Here is an 18039-nt window from a genome sequence, read left to right as displayed (position 1 = left end):
CCCAGCGCCAGACCGGCGTCAGCCAGCAGCGCCAGAATCGCCGGGATCAGCGTCGTCGAGGCCAGCGCGCCGCCCGGGCCGCTGTGCTGCCAGACGCGCACGCCATCGGTCAGCGCCACCGACAGCTGGTCGGTGCTGGTGTCAAAGGCGAGAAATTTCAGAAGTTTGGGCATCAAATAAGGCTCTAGCCCTTAATACACGGGCACAAGCAGCTAATAAATCATAGTAATCAGACCACCGCATCAGCGCGGACCAAGCCGACCGCGCCGCAAGGCCCGCGAACGCGCACCGGGCGATTATCCGGCCTGACGCGTCGCGGATAATCAGGCCATGTTTTTTACCCCGTTTCGTAGCCGCCTCAGGGCGCGCCTGGCCGCCGGCCTGCTGGCCGGCGGATTGGGCCTGTGCAGCCTTGGCGCCGCCGCCCAAACCGCCGGCCCCGGCCTGCCGCCCGAAGTAAACGCGCTGCTGGCGCGCGCCAAGGTGCCGCCGGACGCGCTGGCGGTGCTGGTGGTCGATGCCGCGCCGGCCCTGAACGGCAAATCAGCCCCGCTGCTGAACTGGCGCGCCAACGCCGCGATGAACCCGGCCTCGGTCATGAAGCTGGTAACCACTTACGCCGGGCTGGAGCTGCTGGGCCCGTCGTTCACCTGGGCCACGCCGGTGTTTGTGGATGGCAGCGTCGCGGGCGGCGTGCTGCAGGGCAACCTCATCATCCAGGGCCGGGGTGACCCCAAGCTGGTGCAAGAGCGGCTGTGGCTGCTGCTGCGCCGGGTGCAGGGCCTGGGCATCAAGTCCATCACGGGCGACATCCTGCTGGACCGCAGCGCTTTTGCGGCCAGCACGCAAAACGCGGCCGACTTTGACGGCGAACCACAGCGACCCTACAACGTGGTGCCCGACGCCCTGCTGCTCAACTTCAAGTCGGTGGTGATGACGTTTTCGCCCAACCCGGACAGCGGCAGCGCCAGCGTCAGCTTTGAGCCGCCGCTGGCCGGCGTGCAGGTGCAGACCCGCGTGCCGCTGTCGACTGGCGCCAACGGCAGTGCGTCGCTGGCCGCCTGCGGCGACTACCGGGCGCAGCTCAAGGCCGATTTTTCAGACCCGTTTCGCATGGTCTTTAACGGCAGCTACCCGGTCGCCTGCGGCGAAAAGGTCTGGGCCGTGGCCTACGCCGACCCGGCCAGCTACGCCGAGCGGGCCGTCGCGGGCATGTGGCAGGAAATGGGCGGCAAGCTGGGCGGGCGCGTACGTGAGGGCCGCGCCGCACCCCACCAGACACCGGCGTTTGAAATGACCTCGCCGCCCCTGGCCGAGGTGATTCGCGACATCAACAAATTCAGCAACAACGTGATGGCGCAGCAGCTGTTTTTAACCCTGAGCCAGACGCCAGGGGCCGAGCGCGCCGGCGCGGCCAGCAGCGAGGCCTCGCGCGAGGTGGTGGCCCGCTGGTGGCGCGAACGCATGGGCGGGCAAGAGCAGCCGGTGCTGGACAACGGCTCCGGCCTGTCGCGCCAGGCACGCATCACGTCGCAAGGGCTGGCCCGCCTGCTGCAAACCGCCTACGTTTCGGGCGCCATGCCCGAGCTGATGGCGTCGCTGCCGATCAGCGGGGTGGACGGCACGCTCAGGCGCAGCAAATCTGGCGTGTCGCAGGGCTGGGCCCACCTGAAAACCGGCTCCCTGCGCGACGCTACCGCGCTGGCCGGCTATGTGCACACGCCCAGCGGAAGGCGCCTGGTGCTGGTGGCCATCGTCAACCACCCGAACGCGAACGCGGCCCGGCCAGCACTTGAGGCTCTGGTGGACTGGGCCGTGAAAGAAGGCAGCCGATGAGTTGGCCCACGCTGGCCATTAGCCTGACCGACCTCATCGGCTCACTGGCCGCATGCCTGACCACCCTGAGCTTTGTGCCCCAAGCCTGGCTCAGCTTTAAAACCCGCGACGTCAGTGGCGTCTCGCTGGGCATGTACAGCGCGTTCACCGTGGGAGTGGCCTTGTGGCTGGCTTACGGTCTGCTGCTGGGCTCCTGGCCCATGGTGATTGCCAACATGATTACGCTGTTACTGGCGCTGGCGATTCTGGGGATGAGACTGGTTTACGGCCGAACCGGCCCTGCGTCCGGCCACCGGAGCCCGTGAAGTTATCCCCGCCGCGTGGGGATAAGCCTGTGAATGAACTCCCGACCAGTCAGCCAAAGCGCCATTTGGCGGGGGCTGCGCCACAGCGCTTTGAATCGGCCATCGGGGATACTCTGAAACCCCTGAACTACTTGCGATTTGAACGGAACCATGTCCACCTCCCCAGCTTGCCCCCAATGCACTTTGGAAAACACCTACCCGGACGCAGGCAACCATGTCTGCGCCGACTGCGGCCACGAATGGCCGATGGCCGCCGCGCCAGAAGCCGATGACAGCGCCGACGCAGTGGTCAAGGATTCGAACGGCAATGTGCTGGCCGACGGCGACGCGGTGGTGCTGATCAAGGACCTGAAAGTCAAGGGCTCGTCCACCACGCTGAAGATGGGCACCACGCTGAAGATGGGCACCAAGGTCAAAAGCATCCGCCTGGTCGGCGGCGACCACGAGGTGGACTGCAAGATGGACGCGGGCAGCTTCATGCTGAAGGCCTGCTTTCTGAAGAAGGTCTGAAGGTCGCGAGGGACAGGCAAAATCGACCCTGAGCGGCTGGTCGAGGTTTCCAGCTAACGCACACCCTGAAGCAGGCCTTGGCACGCGATGCTGACCGGCTGGTTTGTGCTTGTGAGTCGGCCGGATGCTGGCGCCCAAAAACAGAAAAATGACTACTGTTTTTTTCATTCAAATATTCGCTAGAATGTTCGAATGAACAAGCGATTACTTAAAGACCTTCTTTATGAACAGGTCGCCCGCATCGGCAAGGCCGTCTCCAGTCCGAAACGGCTGGAGTTGATGGAGTTGCTCGCGCAGGGCGAGAAGACGGTGGAGGTTCTGGCCAGCGAGTTGTCTATCGACGTCAAACTGGCCAGCGCCCATCTCAAAGCACTGCGACAAGCCCGTCTGGTGGAGAGCCGGCGCGATGGCAAGTACATGGTTTATCGGCTCAGCGGTGATGACGTCGCCAACCTGTGGGTCACGCTGAGATTGGTGGCTGAAGAGCATCTGGTCGAGCTGCAGATGGCCCTGCAACACATGGTGTCCGCGCCCGAAAAGCTTGCGCAGGTGGGACGTACCGATCTGCTTGAACAGGCGCGGCGCGGCGAGGTGATCGTTATCGATGTGCGTCCGCAGGATGAGTATCAAGTGGCTCACTTGCCGTTCGCACGCTCCATGCCCCTGCCCGAAATCGAGCGGCGCCTGGCCGAACTGCCCAAAGATCACGACATCGTGGCCTACTGTCGCGGGCCGTTTTGCATGCTGTCGGATGAGGCGCTGAAGCTGCTCTCCGGCCAGGGCTACCGGGTGCGCAAGATTCTCGATGGCGTTGCCGAATGGCAGGCCGCTGGCATGCCGGTTGAGCGGCCGCTCGAGTCCTGATCCACGCACAGTTCAACCCACAGACTCAACCCGGAGGATAGGTCATGACATCCACACTTTTCATTCTGAATGATGCCCCGTATGGCCATGAGCGCGCCTATAACGGCCTGCGGCTGGCCAGTGCGCTGGCCGGCAAGGAAGGGCAGCAGGTGCGGCTGTTCCTGCTGGCCGACGCCGTCGGCTGCGCCAAGGCCGGCCAGAAGGTGCCGCCGGGTTATTACAACATCCAGCTCATGCTCGGCAAGGTGGCCCGGCAAGGTGAGGTGGGTCTGTGCGGGACCTGCATGGATGCGCGTGGCCTGACGGACACCGAATTGACCGATGGGGCCAAGCGTTCAACGCTCGCACAGCTGGCTGACTGGACCGCCGAAGCCGACAAGGTAATCGTTTTCTAAGGAGAAAAAATGTTTTTCAAGCAATTTGCAACGAAGGAAGCCTCGCTGTCCTATTTTTTCGGCTGTGCCACTTATGCCAGGGCCATCGCCGTGGACGTGGTGGCCGGCGACGAGGCGTGGTTCGTCGAGGAGGCACGCAAGGCCGGCGTGCAGATCACGCATGTGATCGACACCCACGTCCATGCGGATCACTATTCGGGCGGGCGCAGGCTGGCCGAAATGCTGGGCACGTCGTATTGTCTGCACGAATTCGACCAGGGCAAGGTTGGCTTTGCTTTCGAGCCGCTGCGCGACGGGCAAAAGCTCGATCTGGGCAATGTGCAGGTCGAGGTATTGCACACACCGGGCCATACGCCTGACAGCATCTGCCTGCTGGTCTCCGACCTGCGCCGCGGTGAGACACCCTGGTTTGTCATCACCGGTGACACGCTGTTCGTCGGCGCAGTCGGTCGCCCCGACCTGGCCGGCAAGGAGCGCGAGATGTCTGGACAACTGTACGACTCGCTGCACGCCAAGCTGCTGGGCCTGCCGGCCGATCTGGAAATCTACCCCGGGCACCAGGCCGGCAGCGTCTGTGGTGTCGGCCTGTCGGGCAAGCCGTCCTCCACCATCGGTTTCGAGAAGCGCTGGAACCCGGCGCTCTCCATGGCGCGCGAGGACTTCATCGTTGAACTGACACGCGAAATCCCCCCGCGTCCGGCCGACATGGACCGCATCGTCGCGGCGAACATCGCAGCCTGATGAGCACTCATCCGCTGGCAAAAAAAGACTGAAAAACTGAACGGAGACAGACATGGATGCAGGTGGATTGAATATCCCGGTATGGGGTGGCCTGGTGCTGGGCCTGTTGCTCGGCATCATCTTGCAGCGTAGTGGTTTTTGCGCACGCGCAGCGTTGGCCAACGCTTTCGAGGGCAAGGACAACGCCAAGCTGCGTGCTTTTTTGCTGGCGGTGGCCGTGGCACTGGCAGGCACACAACTGCTATCCGGGTTGGGCTGGGTGGATTTGAGCGGCACACCGTATCTGCGCGCCAGCGTGCCATTGGTGGGCCTGGTGGTTGGTGGCGTGGTGTTCGGCGCAGGGATGATGCTGGCCGGGGGCTGCCCGAGCCGGATCATGGTGCGCGCAGCAGAGGGGCAAGGCGGCGCCCTGCTGACCTGGCTGGTTTTCGTGCTGGCCATCATGGCCAGCCTGGAAGGCGCGTTGGCTCCGTTGCGGGAGATCGCCAGCGGACCGGCAATGACCTTGCCCGCCAGGACACTGCCTGCCTTGCTCGGCGGTGTCCCCGCCTGGACGGTGACAGCGGGACTGGTCGCGCTGATCGGTGCGTTCCTGCTGCTGGCGCCGCGTCAATCCGAATGGTGGGGCTGGAAACTTCCGCTGTCAGGCATGGCGGTAGGTGGTCTGGTGGCAGCCAGCTGGTATGTGAGCATTGCGGGTACCAGCGAATTCGACACGCCCGTTACATCGGCACTGGCCTTTGTCGCGCCGGCGCAGGATTTGATGCGCTACCTCACCATGGAGCGGCTGGGGTTCCCCCTGAAGTTCGGCTCCACGGCGGTGCTGGGCGTGTTTGTCGGCGCTTTGCTCAGCGTCATCGTGGCACGCCGTTTCCAGTGGGTCATGCCCACCGGGACGCAGATGCTGCGCAATGTGGCTGGCGGTGTGATGATGGCCTGGGGCGGCATTCTCGCGATGGGCTGCACCATCGGACAGGGCATGGCGGGTGTCGCCACCCTGTCGGTATCGAGTTTTATCGCGGTGGCCAGCATGGTGCTGGGTGCCTGGATGGCACACCGGGTGCTTGCCATGGCGACGCGCGCCAATCCGGCCGCCAGCGTCTGACCGTTCAGGGAAAATAACATGAGCGAATTCAGCGAAGCCCGCCACGAGTACCAGGACTACCTGCATGGCATTCGCCACAACCTGGCCCAGTTTACTTTCCAGCTGCTGCAGGTGCTGATGGTCGGCTTGACACTGGGCATGATGCGCACCGTTGTGCCGGCACTGGCAAGTTCCGAGTTTGGGGTTCCGAAAGGTTCCTTCATGCTGCTCATCGCCTTTGTCGTGGCCTTTGGCTTCGTCAAGGGAACGCTCAATTTTGTGGCGGGGCGCCTGTCTGAACAGATTGGGCGCAAGAAAGTGCTCATGCTCGGCTGGCTCAGTGCCATACCGATTCCGTTCATGATCATGTACGCCCCGAGCTGGGGCTGGATCGTCGCCGCCACCGTGTTGCTGGGCGTCAACCAGGGCTTTGCCTGGTCCATGACGCAGACCTCCAAGCTCGACATCACGCGGCCCGACCAGCGCGGCCTGACCATCGGCCTCAATGAGTTTGCCGGCTATGTCGGCGTGGCCATTGCCGGCATCGTCACCGCCTACATGGCCACGGCCTTCGGTGCGCGCCAGGGCTTGCTGATCTTTGGCCTGATCGTGATCGTGTCAGCGCTGGTGCTGACACAGTTTTTTGTCAGGGAAACACTGCCTTGGGCGAAAGCCGAGGGCGCGCGCCATGCAGCAGGCAAAGCGACCGGGCCCATACCGCGTTATCCGGTCCATGTGCCAGCCAAGCCGACGACCTGGGACATGTTCACACTGATGAGCTGGCGCGACCGCCGCATGGCGGCGCTCTGTCAGGCCGGACTGGTCGAGAAATTTGTTGATGCCCTGGTCTGGGTGTTTTACCCGGTGTTCCTCTACCAGCAGGGCATCAGCTTGCCCAATATCGGCTGGATCATTGGCGTCTATGGTTTTGTCTGGGGGGGCTCGCAGTTGTTCACCGGCAAGCTGTCGGACCGCATCGGCCGCCACCGGCCCAATGTGTGGGGTATGTGGATTTGTGGTACGGGGGTGGCGATGATGCTGCTGGGGCAGGGCGTGGCCTGGTGGATGCTGTCGGCCGCCGTCTCGGGCTTTGGCATGGCGCTGCTGTACCCCAACCTGTCGGCGGCTGTGGCAGACATATCGCACCCGAACTGGCGTGGTTCGGCCATTGGCATTTACCGGTTCTGGCGTGACCTCGGCTATGGCATCGGGGGTCTCGGGCTGGGCATGGTGGCGCACTTCAGCGGACAAATGGAGGCGGCGTTCTGGTTCGTTGCCCTGTCGATGTTCGCCTCTGGCGGCCTGCTGTGGCTGCTCGGTGAAGAAACCCACCCGCGGCTCAATCCCGCGCACTGAAACTCAACAATCGTTTTACAGGAAGCAATCCATGAAATTCAATTCGATGATCCACGCCTCCCGCCGCTCAGCGCTGGTGGTGGCACTTGCGGCCGCATTTGCGAGTTTGCCGATGGCTGCCCATGCCGAGACTGACAAGGCCACGACCGAAGCGCTTGAGTCGTACTTCGACTTTGTCGACTACAACAGCGGCACCATCATGGCTGAGCAGATTCCGGCAGAAGACTGGAAGAAGTTTTATGTACTGGATGTGCGCGACGCCAGGCAATATGCCCAGGCGCACATTCCCGGGGCGATCAACATCGAGTGGCGCAAGGTTTTCGGCGAACGCGCCAAGCTACCCAAAGACAAGACCATTCTGGTTTACTGCAACACGGGATCGTTTTCCGGGCAGGTCGCCATGGCTTTGCGCATGGCCGGATTCGAGAACGTGCGTATCCTGCATGGCGGCTATGGTGAGTGGACAGCGCGCGGTGGCATGGATGCCGCAGCCCGCGCCGCCAAGGAGCGCAAGTGATACTGTTTTGCTGAAAGACGGACCGCGATTCCTGCGATCCAGCAAGCGGTGAAACCGCACCCCTGGAGGTCCATTCAGCGTCATTGGCGACTCACGCTTGATCGTCCTCTACCGCCAAAATCCCCTTGCACTTCTATCCGGCACGGACGGCTTCGGGCTGAAGCGGACCTGCCGCTCCAGGTGTGCGGCACTTACTGCGCGGCAGGAAGGTGGCCGGTCTTGACAAAGATAAGGCAGCCCTCCCGGCTAAACGGCTGGTGCTGGCTCAGGTGCGGGCTTCGGATCCAGGTGCCGGCCGGATAGCGTCCCTTCTCGTCTTCAAAAACGCCGTCCACCACATAGATTTCCTCGCCGCCGTGGTGCCGGTGCGGGCTGAAAAACGTGCCGGGTGCCCAGCGCACCAGGGCGGTGTGCTGGCCTTCAAAGCTGGACAGCGGCAACACCGACAGGCCCGCGACCATGCCGGGAAACCAGGTGGCACGGGCGGTGTCCACCACCACCCTTTCCTGGTCGTTGGGGTCCAGATGGCGCAGCTTGACCAGCAAGGTGCAACCGTTTTCAGAAAAAGGCGCGTGACTTGAACCCGGCGGGTTCTTGATGTAGGCGCCCGGGCCGTAGTCGCCCTGCGCATCCGAGAGCTGGCCTTCGAGGACCAGGATTTCCTCGCCCAGGTCATGAAGATGGGACTGAAAACGGGCGCCTGCGTCGTAGCGGACGATGGAGGTGGCGCGCGCGACTTCGCCGCCGTCGCGCTCAATCAGCCGGCGCTGCACCAGGGCGGCGGGGGATGCTTGCCAGGGTGCGGTCAGGGTGTTGACGACGGCGCGTTCGGAAAAGTTGGTGTTGAGCATGTGGCGCAGGCCGGCCATGGAGGGCGGGGCATTTTTGAGGGATGGCTGAAGGGTCAAGCGCTTGTGCGCTCAGTCCTGCCGGTCTTTGAGCAGATAGCGTGCAAGCAGCAGCCAGGCCATGGCCCAAGCGGCCCCGAACGCCCAGCCACCCAGCACGTCGGTGGCCCAGTGCACACCCAACAGGATGCGACTGATGCCCACCAGCAGCGCCATGAGCGCGGCCGCGGCCAGGATGTAGAGGCGCTCGGGCACGCGGCTTCGCGTGCTGGCAATCAGGGCGCCTATGGTCAGGAAGACGATGGCGGACATGCTGGCGTGGCCGCTGGGGAAACTCCAGCCCGGTGCGACGAGTTCGGCAAAACTTGCGTCAGGGCGCAGGCGCCCGAAGGCTGCCTTGAGCAAGCGCATGAAGATGGCGCCCGAGATGACGGACGTTGCGACCAGCAAGGCCGTGGGCCTGGCCGAGATCAGCGCGAGGTAGCCCACGGTGATCACGGTAAACAGCGTCATCGCCGCGGTGCTGCCAAGCCCGCTGAAATCGCGCATCACTTCAGCCAGCCACGGCTGACTGGCCCGCAGGGATTGCGACCCCTGCACCAGATACAGATCAAAGCTGCGCGTGTCGCCTTCCATGACCTCGCTCGCCCCCAGCACAAAGGCCAGCAGCAGCAGCACGGCGACCAGTCCAAAGAGCAAAGCCTTGACGAGCGAGGGGTCGCCGTCAAGGCGTGCGCGAAGACGGTGCGCTGCGGTCATGGGATGGGCGTTGCTGTGAAGTGGAATTTGGGGCTCATGGCGCCAAGCTTAGCAGCGCGCCGGCGCGCTGCCCGGCCCGTGCTCAGGCCACGCGAATCAGCTTCTTGTTGACGAATTCCTGTATGCCCGCGCCCGACACCTCACGCGCATTGGGCTGAAACACCTGTGAGTATTGTTACTTTGTCCTACAGGATCTGATGCGCATGGACAGCTATGCTCGATTGCGATACGTAGCCATGAAATCCCGTTGTACGTACCTGCAAACAATAGTTGTAGAGGAACTCCAGATGAAGCTACTGAAAAATTTGAAGATGGCACCGGGCGACCTTCTCGTGGCAGGTAAATTCGCCCTCAAGGCCAGCTTGGCCGGATTTTCAGACACGACAGCAGTGCTTGCGCCATTGGCCTCCGGCGCCACAATCACGACTCCCTTATCATTCCCTTAAACGATCAAAGGTCAACCATCATGAGAATCACTGAATTCAAAACGAGCCGCACCCTGATGTTCCTGGCCGCAGGCCTGCTGGCCAGCGCTGGGGCCATGGCTGAAAAGCCGGAGTGGGCGGGCAATGGCAAGCAGGGCAAGCCCGAGCACATGCAGAATCAGCCCGGCCGGTCCATGCAAGTGGAAGGAAACGCCAGTCCCCGCCAGGCACAGGCGAATCGGCCTGGTAAATCTGCGCAAGGGCCGCAAGGCACGCAAGTTCAGGTGGGCGGCTATTTCAGCGACAACCAGCGCACCGCGGTGCGCAACTACTACGGCGAGCAATACCGCGTGGGCAGTTGCCCACCGGGACTGGCCAAGAAAAACAATGGCTGCATGCCGCCGGGACAGGCCCGCAAATGGGCGATGGGCCAGCCTTTGCCGCATGATGTCGTTTATTACAGCGTGCCGCAATCCGTCATCATTCAGCTGGGAGCGCCACCGGCTGGACAGCGCTACGTGCGCGTAGCGTCCGACATTCTGCTTCTTGCCATCGGCACCGGAATGGTGGTCGACGCCATCCAGAACCTGGGCGGCCTGTAGCCAAAACCCTGCTACCCCCAGCGCCCTGCGCTGCCAGAAAACCGCCGCAGGGCGGTTTTTTTTCGCCTGCACGCCCCTTCAGCTTGCGGCAGCCCGCCCCAGCCGATCCCGCACGCCGTCCCATTCGGCGGTGGCGGGCGGGTGTTCAATCCAGATCAGCTTGGCGCCCTGGGCATCAAAATCGCGCAGCGCGGCAAACAGCTGCCGCGCGGCGGCCGCTGCGTCGTCGGGCATGCGACGGTACAGCACGTTGGCCGATTCGATACTGGGCACGGTGCGGGCATAGACCGCAATATGGGCCGCGTCCGCGCCCAGCAGATCGAGCGCGGCCTGGATCGCGCCGGCGTCCATCAGGCGGACTTTGGCATCCGGTGCGTAGTGCGCCTCCAGCGTGCCAGAGGCGCGGGGTGTGCTGCCCGCTTCCTGCAAGTCTTCCTTGTCCAGCACCGGCTCGCCACACGCAGCGGCCAGCTGGTCGCGCGTGAGCACACCGGGACGCAGCAGCACGGGCCGGCCCCGGGTGCAGTCGACAATGCTGGACTCGATGCCGACCGCGCACGGCCCGCCGTCGAGCACCAGCAACGCATCGCCAAACTCCTGGCTGACATGCTGCGCGCTGGTCGGGCTGACCCGGCCAAAACGGTTGGCGCTCGGCCCGGCCACGCCCGTGTGGCAGGCCCTCAAAAAAGCCAGCGCCACCGGATGCGCCGGGCAGCGCAGGCCAATCGAGTTCTGGCCCCCGGCGGCGGCGGCGGCCACGCCTTCCTTGCGCGGCAAGATCACGGTCAGCGGACCGGGCCAGAAAGCCTGCATCAGCCGGACGGCAAACGGCGGCACACTGCTGGCGTAATCCGCCACCTGGCTGGCGTCGGCCACATGAACAATCAGCGGATGGTCGGCAGGCCGGCCCTTGGCGGCAAAAATGCCAGCCACGGCTTCATCGCTGGACGCATCGGCACCCAGGCCGTACACGGTTTCAGTTGGAAATCCGACCAGCTCGCCCGCCTGAATGCGGCGGGCAGCCTCAAGAAGGGCTTGCGGATCGGTGCCGGGCAGGATCATTGAGCGCCTTCAAAACCCGGCAAGCCCAGCAGTTCGGCCGCCCGGCGGGCCGTGGCCTTCACGCCCGCCACATCGGCGCCGGTGAGGGTCAGGTGGCCCATCTTGCGGCCGGGCCGGGCGTCGGTTTTGCCGTAGAGATGCAGGTGTGCGCCCGGCAGCGCCAGCACGGCCTGCCAGTCGGGCGTGCGCGCCTGGCCCCCGGCGTCAAACCACAGCTCACCGAGCAAGTTGAGCATGAGGGCGGGCGAATGCTGGCGCGGCGCGGGCAGCGGCAAACCGGCCATGGCATGCACCTGCAGGTCAAACTGCGACACATCGCAGGCGTCCATCGTGTAGTGGCCGCTGTTGTGCGGGCGCGGCGCCATTTCGTTGACGACCAGCGCGCCGTCCTCGCTGCCGTCGTCAATCACAAAGAACTCGACGCACAGCACGCCCACGTAGCCGATGTGACTTGCTATTGATTTGGTAGCTGCCTGCGCCCGCTCAGAAAGGGCTGGAGGCACATTTCCTTCATAAGCCTCGGTCACGGCCAGAATCCCGTCGACATGCACATTGCGCTGGGGCGGAAAGCCCACGATCTCGCCATTCCAGCCACGCGCGACGATGACCGAGCATTCGGCCTTGAGCGGCAGCAGCTTTTCGAGCACGCAGGGCACCTGCTTCAGGTCGGCCCACGCTGCGGCCAGGTCGGCCGCATTTTTGACGCGCGCCTGGCCCTTGCCGTCGTAGCCCATGCGCGCGGTTTTCAAAATGCCAGGCAGCAGATCGGCGGGAACGGCGTGGAGCTGCTCCGGCGTTTCAATCACCGCATAGGGCGCGCAGGTCACGCCCGCCACGCCGGCACTGGCCATGAAATGCGACTTTTCCTGAATCCGGTCCTGCGCAATCGCCACGGCCGCCGCGCCGGGCGCGACCGGGCGGCTGGCGGCCAGCGTCTGCAGGGCGGCCGAAGGCACGTTTTCAAACTCGGTGGTGATGGCCGCGCACAGCGACGCCAGCTGCGCCAGGCCCTGCGCATCGCTGTAGCCGGTCTGGATATGGTGATGACTGACCAGGCCGGCAGGGCTTTGCGGATCGGGATCGAGCACGGCCGTGAAGTAGCCCAGGCGCTGCGCGGCATGCACAAACATGCGGCCCAACTGACCGCCGCCCATCACGCCCAGTGTGGCGGGTTGGCCCGTTTCGTCAACCGTGCCCGGAAAAATCGGCAGGCAGGACGACGCGCTCATGCCGGAGGCAGCGTCATGGCGCGTGCGGCAGCGGTTTGTTCGGCGCGAAACGCCTGCAGCTTGTCGGCCAGCGTTTTGTCATGCAGCGCCAGCATGGCCACCGCAAACAGCGCCGCATTGGCCGCGCCAGCATGGCCAATCGCAAACGTGGCCACGGGCACGCCCTTGGGCATCTGCACGATGCTGTGCAGCGAATCAACGCCCTGCAAATGCTTGCTCGCCACCGGCACGCCCAGCACCGGCAACGCCGTTTTTGCGGCCAGCATGCCCGGCAAATGCGCCGCGCCGCCAGCGCCGGCAATGATGGCCTGCAGGCCGCGGCCGGCAGCCTGCTCGGCATAGGCAAACAGGTCGTCGGGCATGCGGTGGGCCGACACGACGCGGGCTTCGTGCGCCACGCCAAATTGCTGCAAAATTTGCACCGCATGCTGCATCGTGTCCCAGTCGCTGCTGGAGCCCATCACCACACCGACCACGGGGGCCGGCGGATTGCTTGTTGTCGTCATAGGGGGAGCCTTCGGGGCCTTGAGGTTGTACGGGCAGATCGCCTGAAACGACTGATTTTAAGGGCTCAGGCGGCGGCCCGCGTGCTATCGTCTTGGCAACCCGGCGCTCCGCCTGAAAACCGCTTTTGGAAACCCACCTCAAAAAAACCATGATCAATGTCACCGTCGCCAACTTTGAAGAGGAAGTCATTGCGGCTTCCATGACGCTGCCCGTGCTGATTGACTTCTGGGCGCCGTGGTGCGGCCCCTGCAAATCGCTCGGCCCCATTCTTGAAAAAGTCGAGGCGGACTACGCCGGGCGCTTCAAGCTGGTCAAGATCGATTCCGACCAGGAGCAGGAAATCGGTACGGCCTTCGGCATCCGCAGCATTCCAACCTGCATCCTGATGATGAACGGCCAGCCGGTGGACGGCTTTACCGGCGCCTTGACCGAGGGCAAGGTCAAGGAATTTCTGGACAAGCACCTGCCGCCAGCGGCCGAGCCCGAACCCGAAGCGCCGGCCCCGGAGGAGGACAGCAGCCCCGAAGCCGTGCTGGACAGGCTGCAGCAAGCGGTGGCGGCCGACCCGGCCAATGAGAACGCGCGCTTTGACTATGTCAGGCAGTTGCTGACGCTGGGACGCGAAGACGATGCCAAGGTGGCGTTTGCGCCGGTGATTGCGCAGACCCCGGCGGTGCGCCGTTTTGACTCACTTCAGCGCTGGATGAACGCTATTGATTTTGCAGCTACCAGTACCCATGGAACGGGCGCCGGTATCCTGTTTGACTCAAAAATAGCGGCCAACAAGCGGGATTTTGAGGCACGCTTTGACAAAGCCCGCTGGCTGATGGCCCAGCAGCGCTGGACCGATGCGCTCGACGAGCTGCTCGACATCCTGATGCGCGACAAAACCTGGTCCGAAGACGCGGCCCGCAAAACCTACATCGCCATCCTCGACATCATGGAAGCGCCCAAACCCAAGGTGGCCGACGGCCAGATTCCGCCCGAGGACCCGATCGTGGCGACGTACCGGCGGCGCTTGAGCAGTGTTATTTTGAGCTGAGGCCGTTCAGGGAATTCAAGCCGTCAGCCGCGTCATCGCCTCCTGGTACTTGGCGGCGGTCTTGGCGATCACGTCTTCCGGCAGGCGCGGGGCGGGCGGGGTTTTGTCCCAGGGCTTGCCGTTGATGCGCACGGCTTCCAGCCAGTCGCGCACAAACTGCTTGTCGTAGCTGGGCGGGTTCTGGCCGGCGGCAAAGGCGGCTTCGTAGCCTTCGACCGGCCAGTAGCGCGACGAATCGGGCGTCAGCACTTCGTCCATCAGCGTCAGCGTGCCCTGCTCGTCGAGGCCGAACTCGAACTTGGTGTCGGCAATGATGATGCCCTTGGTCAGCGCAAAGGCGGCGGCGGTTTGGTAGATCTCGATGCTGAGCTTTTTGATCTGCGCGGCCAGCTCGGGCCCGACCACCTTGACCACCTGCTCGTAGCTGATGTTTTCGTCGTGCTCGCCGGCCTCGGCCTTGGCCGCCGGCGTGAAGATCGGCTCAGGCAGTTTGCTGGCGTTTTTCAGGCCCGCAGGCAAAGCGACGCCGCAGACGGACTGGGTTTGCTGGTATTCCTGCCAGCCGCTGCCGGCCAGGTAGCCGCGCACCACGGCTTCGACGGGAATGGGTTTGAGGCGCTTGACCAGCATGGAGCGGCCGGTGACCTGGGGCAGTTCTGCGGCCGTGACCACGCTTTCGGGCGCTTCGCCGGTCAGGTGATTCGGACAGATGGCGCCGAGCTTGTCAAACCAGAACAGCGCCATTTGGGTGAGCAGTGCGCCCTTGCCGGGAATCGGCTCGCCCAGGATCACGTCAAAGGCGCTCAGGCGGTCGCTGGCCACCATCAGCAGCCGGTCTTGGCCCACGGCATAGTTGTCGCGCACCTTGCCGCGTGCGAGCAGAGGCAGGGAAGTCAGGGCAGAGGTGTGGAGTGCTTCGGTCATGGTGGTCAACGGGTAAAAAGTGAAAAAGCCCGGGCGACTCAAGTGCAAGTCCACGGGCTTTGAATTATCGCCAATCCGGCGAAGCGCAGGGCGCGGGCGTTGGGTTAATGAACGACCTGGGCCAGCTCGCCCCTGGCGTACTGGGCCGCCACGACGGACAGGCTGCGCCCCTTGATCTTGCTGGCCTGGCCTTCGCAGCCGAACTCCATGTAGCGCTGCTTGCAAATGGTCTTGGCCGCCAGCGTGGCGGGCTTGAGCCATTCGCGCGGGTCGAACTTGGCTGGATTTTCCGCCATGAATTTACGCACGGCGGCGGTCATGGCCAGGCGGATGTCGGTGTCGATGTTGATCTTGCGCACGCCGAACTGGATCGCTTTCTGGATCTCTTCGACCGGCACGCCGTAGGTTTCCTTCATGTCGCCGCCGTACTGGCGGATGATGGCCAGCAGGTCTTGCGGCACGCTGGACGAGCCGTGCATCACCAGATGGGTGTTGGGAATGCGGCGGTGAATTTCCTTGACGCGCTCGATCGCCAGGATGTCGCCGGTGGGCTTGCGCGTGAACTTGTAGGCGCCGTGGCTGGTGCCGATGGCGATCGCCAGCGCGTCAAGCTGGGTGCGCTTGACGAAGTCGGCGGCCTGCTCGGGGTCGGTCAGCAACTGGTCGTGGGTCATGACCGCATCGGTGCCGTGGCCGTCTTCCTTCTCGCCCTGCATGGTTTCCAGGCTGCCCAGGCAACCGAGTTCGCCTTCAACCGAGACGCCGGTGGCGTGGGCCATTTCAACCACCTTGCGGGTGACGTCGACGTTGTACTCGTAGTCGGCAATGGTCTTGCCGTCGGCCATCAGGGAGCCGTCCATCATGACCGAGCTGAAACCCAGGCTGATGGCACTACGGCAGACATCGGGGCTTTGCCCATGGTCCTGGTGCATGACGACGGGAATGTGCGGGTAGCTTTCGACCGCAGCCTGGATCAGGTGCTTGAGGAAGCCTTCGCCAGCGTATTTGCGCGCGCCGGCGCTGGCCTGCATGATCACCGGGGCGTTGACCTCATCGGCGGCCTGCATGATGGCCGTGACCTGCTCCAGGTTGTTGACGTTGAAAGCTGGAATGCCGTAGCCGTTGACGGCCGCATGGTCCAGCAGCTCGCGCATCGAAACGAGTGCCATGAGTGAAATCCCCAGATAAGTTGAATCGTTGCTAAAAACGGCGGGTTATGGACGGCGGCCCGCGCAGCACAAACGCTGCCTGACAGGGGCGGTAACCGCAAAGTAACTTGCACGGTCATTCTACCGGGTGACGCAAGGCGGCCTTTTCCGGTACGGCGTGGCGCACGCCAGGCCGCTGCAGGCCAAACGCGCCTGCCCATTCAAGCGCTTTTCTGCGCTTAAGGCCGGCTTAAGGTAACCCGATTACCGTCACATGCCATGCTGAAACCCATCCATTCATGACCCGATCCGGGCGACCGGGCGCACCTGCCCGCTTTTTTCTGTTTTGGTGCCTCGGCAGCCTGTTGCTGCTGATGGCCTGGGACTATTCAGGGCTTGACCGGGCGATGGCGCACTGGTTTGGCGCTGCGAGCGGTTTCGCGCTGGAAAGCCACTGGCTGTGGCGCGGCGTTCTGCATGACGATATCCGCTTCTTGCCATGGCTGCTTGAGCTGGGATTGCTGGTGGCCATGATCCGGCCGTTCGGCGCCCTCCAGCAGCTGCAGACCCTGCGACGGGCGCAGCTGGCCTTGACCACGCTGGTCGCGCTGCTGCTGGTGTCCAACATCAAACTCCATAGCCTCAGCAGTTGTCCCTGGGACTTGCAGGAGTTTGGCGGCATGGCGACCTATGTGTCGCACTGGGCCTGGGGCGTGCGCGACGGCGGCGGTGGCGGCTGCTTTCCGGCGGGCCACGCCTCGGCGGGGTTTGCGTTTTTAGGCGGCTTTTTTGCGTTTCGGCATGGCTTGCCGCAAACGGCCAGGCGCTGGCTGGCCGGCGCGCTGCTGGCCGGTTTGCTGCTCGGCCTGGCGCAGCAGGTGCGTGGCGCCCATTACATGAGCCACACGCTCTGGACCGCCTGGTTTTGCTGGGCCGCCGCCGGTCTGGTGGACCTGGGCGTCAGCCAGCTGATTGCACGAAAGCGCGCGCGCGCGACAGCACCGGTGCCTGCCCGCGCAGAACTGACACCATCGCTGCAATCAGAGTCACGTGGCTGACGCTGCCCAACAGGGCGGACTCGACACGCACGCCACGGTCCTTGAGCCGCTGAACCGGTCTCAGGCCACCCGGCAGATCTTGAGCATGTTGGTGCCGCCGGGCGCGCCCATCGGCTCGCCGCAGGTGATGGCATAGACATCGCCGCTTTGCACGATGCCCCGGCGCAGCAGATGGCCTTCGGCCTGCTCCAGCGCGGTGTCGCGGTCGGCGCTGGTGTCCAGCAGCAGCGGGCACACATTGCGGTACAGCGCCATCTTGCGCTGCGTCGCCAGGCGCGAGGTCAGCGCGTAAATGGGCGCGCGGATGTCATGGCGGCTCATCCACAAGGCGGTGGAGCCGCTGTCTGTCAGCGCCACAATCGCCTTGGCGCCCAGGCGATTGGCCGTGAACAAGGCGCCCATGGCAATCGACTGGTCGATGCGGGTGAACGTTTTTCCGGTGAAATCGGCTTCCAGTTCCTTGTACTCGGCTTTCTCGGCCTCTTCGCAAATCTTGGCCATCTCCTCGATCGTTTCCAGCGGGTATCTGCCGGCGGCGGTTTCGGCGCTGAGCATCACGGCATCGGTGCCATCGAGCACCGCATTGGCCACGTCGCTGACCTCGGCCCGCGTGGGAACGGGGTTCAGGATCATGCTTTCCATCATCTGGGTCGCCGTGATGACCACCTTGTCCATGGCGCGGGCCATCTTGATCATGCGCTTTTGCAGGGCAGGCACCGTCGCGTTGCCGACTTCCACCGCGAGATCACCGCGCGCCACCATGATGCCGTCGCTGACCCGCAAAATTTCTTCAAGGTTGGGAATCGCTTCGGCGCGTTCAATCTTGG

General features: G+C 63.9%; 21 protein-coding genes and 1 pseudogene. 13 read left to right on the top strand and 9 right to left on the bottom strand.

All coding sequences use genetic code 11. The features are described from left to right. Positions 1–173, bottom strand: a pseudogene (locus Q8K05_RS13525) (tRNA (adenosine(37)-N6)-threonylcarbamoyltransferase complex dimerization subunit type 1 TsaB); the annotation flags it as partial. A 157-nt stretch (positions 174–330) separates the two neighbouring features. Between Q8K05_RS13525 and dacB the strand changes: the two are divergent. The 9 genes from dacB (at position 331) to Q8K05_RS13480 (ending at position 7608) form a co-directional block, all read left to right on the top strand. Then, entirely contained in the window at positions 331–1836 is a 1506-nt protein-coding gene (gene dacB / locus Q8K05_RS13520) for a D-alanyl-D-alanine carboxypeptidase/D-alanyl-D-alanine-endopeptidase (protein WP_305247139.1), read from the top strand. Then, positions 1833–2141 (top strand): SemiSWEET family sugar transporter, encoded by a 309-nt coding sequence (locus tag Q8K05_RS13515; RefSeq protein WP_305247138.1) that lies wholly within the window; start codon positions 1833–1835, stop codon positions 2139–2141. Before dacB ends, Q8K05_RS13515 begins: the two co-directional genes overlap by 4 nt. 150 nt (positions 2142–2291) lie before the next feature. Next, positions 2292–2651 (top strand): zinc ribbon domain-containing protein YjdM, encoded by a 360-nt coding sequence (locus Q8K05_RS13510; protein WP_305247136.1) that lies wholly within the window; start codon positions 2292–2294, stop codon positions 2649–2651. Between the two features lie 192 nt (positions 2652–2843). Then, entirely contained in the window at positions 2844–3515 is a 672-nt protein-coding gene (locus Q8K05_RS13505) for a metalloregulator ArsR/SmtB family transcription factor (protein ID WP_059759444.1), read from the top strand. 44 nt (positions 3516–3559) lie between these two features. Beyond that, positions 3560–3910 carry a DsrE/DsrF/TusD sulfur relay family protein gene (locus tag Q8K05_RS13500; protein WP_059759441.1) on the top strand — a complete coding sequence of 117 codons (351 nt, stop codon included), beginning with the start codon at positions 3560–3562 and terminating at the stop codon, positions 3908–3910. Between the two features lie 9 nt (positions 3911–3919). Beyond that, complete coding sequence (locus Q8K05_RS13495; RefSeq protein WP_305247133.1) at positions 3920–4651, top strand: MBL fold metallo-hydrolase; 732 nt, start codon at positions 3920–3922, stop codon at positions 4649–4651. A gap of 52 nt (positions 4652–4703) precedes the next feature. Then, on the top strand, positions 4704–5756 hold the full coding sequence (locus tag Q8K05_RS13490; RefSeq protein ID WP_305247132.1) for a YeeE/YedE family protein: 1053 nt from the start codon (positions 4704–4706) through the stop codon (positions 5754–5756). 18 nt (positions 5757–5774) lie between these two features. After that, positions 5775–7091 carry an MFS transporter gene (locus tag Q8K05_RS13485; protein WP_305247131.1) on the top strand — a complete coding sequence of 439 codons (1317 nt, stop codon included), beginning with the start codon at positions 5775–5777 and terminating at the stop codon, positions 7089–7091. A gap of 31 nt (positions 7092–7122) precedes the next feature. After that, entirely contained in the window at positions 7123–7608 is a 486-nt protein-coding gene (locus tag Q8K05_RS13480; protein ID WP_305247130.1) for a rhodanese-like domain-containing protein, read from the top strand. 191 nt (positions 7609–7799) lie between these two features. Here Q8K05_RS13480 and Q8K05_RS13475 read toward each other — a convergent pair whose 3' ends face one another. Both Q8K05_RS13475 and Q8K05_RS13470 read right to left on the bottom strand, forming a co-directional pair. Beyond that, on the bottom strand, positions 7800–8459 hold the full coding sequence (locus Q8K05_RS13475) for a cupin domain-containing protein (RefSeq protein WP_305247140.1): 660 nt from the start codon (positions 8457–8459) through the stop codon (positions 7800–7802). A 69-nt stretch (positions 8460–8528) separates the two neighbouring features. Then, positions 8529–9215, bottom strand: a complete 687-nt coding sequence (locus tag Q8K05_RS13470) for a phosphatase PAP2 family protein (RefSeq protein WP_305247129.1) — start codon at positions 9213–9215, stop codon at positions 8529–8531. A 287-nt stretch (positions 9216–9502) separates the two neighbouring features. On the opposite strand from Q8K05_RS13470, the gene Q8K05_RS13465 reads away from it, so the two are divergent. Beyond that, entirely contained in the window at positions 9503–9661 is a 159-nt protein-coding gene (locus Q8K05_RS13465) for a hypothetical protein (protein ID WP_305247127.1), read from the top strand. A gap of 20 nt (positions 9662–9681) precedes the next feature. Further along, positions 9682–10242 (top strand): RcnB family protein, encoded by a 561-nt coding sequence (locus Q8K05_RS13460; protein WP_305247126.1) that lies wholly within the window; start codon positions 9682–9684, stop codon positions 10240–10242. A gap of 78 nt (positions 10243–10320) precedes the next feature. Here the strand turns inward: Q8K05_RS13460 and Q8K05_RS13455 are convergent, their stop codons facing one another. Genes Q8K05_RS13455 through purE form a run of 3 tightly spaced genes read right to left on the bottom strand, consistent with a single transcriptional unit; the run spans position 10321 to position 13039 of the window. Then, entirely contained in the window at positions 10321–11304 is a 984-nt protein-coding gene (locus tag Q8K05_RS13455; protein WP_305247124.1) for an L-threonylcarbamoyladenylate synthase, read from the bottom strand. Next, a complete protein-coding gene (locus Q8K05_RS13450; RefSeq protein WP_305247123.1) occupies positions 11301–12533 on the bottom strand; it encodes a 5-(carboxyamino)imidazole ribonucleotide synthase in 1233 nt (410 codons plus the stop codon). Before Q8K05_RS13450 ends, Q8K05_RS13455 begins: the two co-directional genes overlap by 4 nt. After that, complete coding sequence (gene purE, locus Q8K05_RS13445; RefSeq protein WP_305247122.1) at positions 12530–13039, bottom strand: 5-(carboxyamino)imidazole ribonucleotide mutase; 510 nt, start codon at positions 13037–13039, stop codon at positions 12530–12532. Before purE ends, Q8K05_RS13450 begins: the two co-directional genes overlap by 4 nt. A gap of 149 nt (positions 13040–13188) precedes the next feature. Here purE and trxA point away from each other — a divergent pair, with 149 nt between their 5' ends. Next, entirely contained in the window at positions 13189–14082 is an 894-nt protein-coding gene (trxA, locus tag Q8K05_RS13440) for a thioredoxin (protein WP_305247120.1), read from the top strand. 15 nt (positions 14083–14097) lie between these two features. On the opposite strand, the gene Q8K05_RS13435 is transcribed toward trxA, so the two are convergent. Together Q8K05_RS13435 and fba are read right to left on the bottom strand one after the other, a co-directional pair. Further along, a complete protein-coding gene (locus tag Q8K05_RS13435; RefSeq protein ID WP_305247119.1) occupies positions 14098–15006 on the bottom strand; it encodes a phosphoribosylaminoimidazolesuccinocarboxamide synthase in 909 nt (302 codons plus the stop codon). Between the two features lie 104 nt (positions 15007–15110). Beyond that, positions 15111–16175: a class II fructose-bisphosphate aldolase gene (gene fba / locus Q8K05_RS13430; protein ID WP_305247118.1), complete on the bottom strand. Its 1065-nt coding sequence runs from the start codon at positions 16173–16175 to the stop codon at positions 15111–15113. 278 nt (positions 16176–16453) lie between these two features. On the opposite strand from fba, the gene Q8K05_RS13425 reads away from it, so the two are divergent. Further along, the gene (locus Q8K05_RS13425; protein ID WP_305247117.1) at positions 16454–17212 is read left to right on the top strand and encodes a phosphatase PAP2 family protein; all 759 of its coding nucleotides are present in this window, start codon (positions 16454–16456) and stop codon (positions 17210–17212) included. Between the two features lie 60 nt (positions 17213–17272). On the opposite strand, the gene Q8K05_RS13420 is transcribed toward Q8K05_RS13425, so the two are convergent. Further along, positions 17273–18039: pyruvate kinase (locus Q8K05_RS13420; protein WP_305247116.1), on the bottom strand; the 767-nt coding region annotated here is incomplete at its 5' end.

The organism is Polaromonas sp. (genome assembly GCF_030682935.1).
GTDB lineage: Bacteria > Pseudomonadota > Gammaproteobacteria > Burkholderiales > Burkholderiaceae_C > Polaromonas.
The sequence above is the reverse complement of the archived record's forward strand: the minus strand, read 5'-3'. Positions and strand labels throughout refer to the sequence as shown.

Coding starts and splice junctions, on each gene's coding strand:
- dacB (WP_305247139.1), top strand. CDS start 331: ATGTTTTTTACCCCGTTTCGTAGCCGCCTCAGGGCGCGCCTGGCCGCC.
- Q8K05_RS13515 (WP_305247138.1), top strand. CDS start 1,833: ATGAGTTGGCCCACGCTGGCCATTAGCCTGACCGACCTCATCGGCTCA.
- Q8K05_RS13510 (WP_305247136.1), top strand. CDS start 2,292: ATGTCCACCTCCCCAGCTTGCCCCCAATGCACTTTGGAAAACACCTAC.
- Q8K05_RS13505 (WP_059759444.1), top strand. CDS start 2,844: ATGAACAAGCGATTACTTAAAGACCTTCTTTATGAACAGGTCGCCCGC.
- Q8K05_RS13500 (WP_059759441.1), top strand. CDS start 3,560: ATGACATCCACACTTTTCATTCTGAATGATGCCCCGTATGGCCATGAG.
- Q8K05_RS13495 (WP_305247133.1), top strand. CDS start 3,920: ATGTTTTTCAAGCAATTTGCAACGAAGGAAGCCTCGCTGTCCTATTTT.
- Q8K05_RS13490 (WP_305247132.1), top strand. CDS start 4,704: ATGGATGCAGGTGGATTGAATATCCCGGTATGGGGTGGCCTGGTGCTG.
- Q8K05_RS13485 (WP_305247131.1), top strand. CDS start 5,775: ATGAGCGAATTCAGCGAAGCCCGCCACGAGTACCAGGACTACCTGCAT.
- Q8K05_RS13480 (WP_305247130.1), top strand. CDS start 7,123: ATGAAATTCAATTCGATGATCCACGCCTCCCGCCGCTCAGCGCTGGTG.
- Q8K05_RS13475 (WP_305247140.1), bottom strand. CDS start 8,459: ATGCTCAACACCAACTTTTCCGAACGCGCCGTCGTCAACACCCTGACC.
- Q8K05_RS13470 (WP_305247129.1), bottom strand. CDS start 9,215: ATGACCGCAGCGCACCGTCTTCGCGCACGCCTTGACGGCGACCCCTCG.
- Q8K05_RS13465 (WP_305247127.1), top strand. CDS start 9,503: ATGAAGCTACTGAAAAATTTGAAGATGGCACCGGGCGACCTTCTCGTG.
- Q8K05_RS13460 (WP_305247126.1), top strand. CDS start 9,682: ATGAGAATCACTGAATTCAAAACGAGCCGCACCCTGATGTTCCTGGCC.
- Q8K05_RS13455 (WP_305247124.1), bottom strand. CDS start 11,304: ATGATCCTGCCCGGCACCGATCCGCAAGCCCTTCTTGAGGCTGCCCGC.
- Q8K05_RS13450 (WP_305247123.1), bottom strand. CDS start 12,533: ATGAGCGCGTCGTCCTGCCTGCCGATTTTTCCGGGCACGGTTGACGAA.
- purE (WP_305247122.1), bottom strand. CDS start 13,039: ATGACGACAACAAGCAATCCGCCGGCCCCCGTGGTCGGTGTGGTGATG.
- trxA (WP_305247120.1), top strand. CDS start 13,189: ATGATCAATGTCACCGTCGCCAACTTTGAAGAGGAAGTCATTGCGGCT.
- Q8K05_RS13435 (WP_305247119.1), bottom strand. CDS start 15,006: ATGACCGAAGCACTCCACACCTCTGCCCTGACTTCCCTGCCTCTGCTC.
- fba (WP_305247118.1), bottom strand. CDS start 16,175: ATGGCACTCGTTTCGATGCGCGAGCTGCTGGACCATGCGGCCGTCAAC.
- Q8K05_RS13425 (WP_305247117.1), top strand. CDS start 16,454: ATGACCCGATCCGGGCGACCGGGCGCACCTGCCCGCTTTTTTCTGTTT.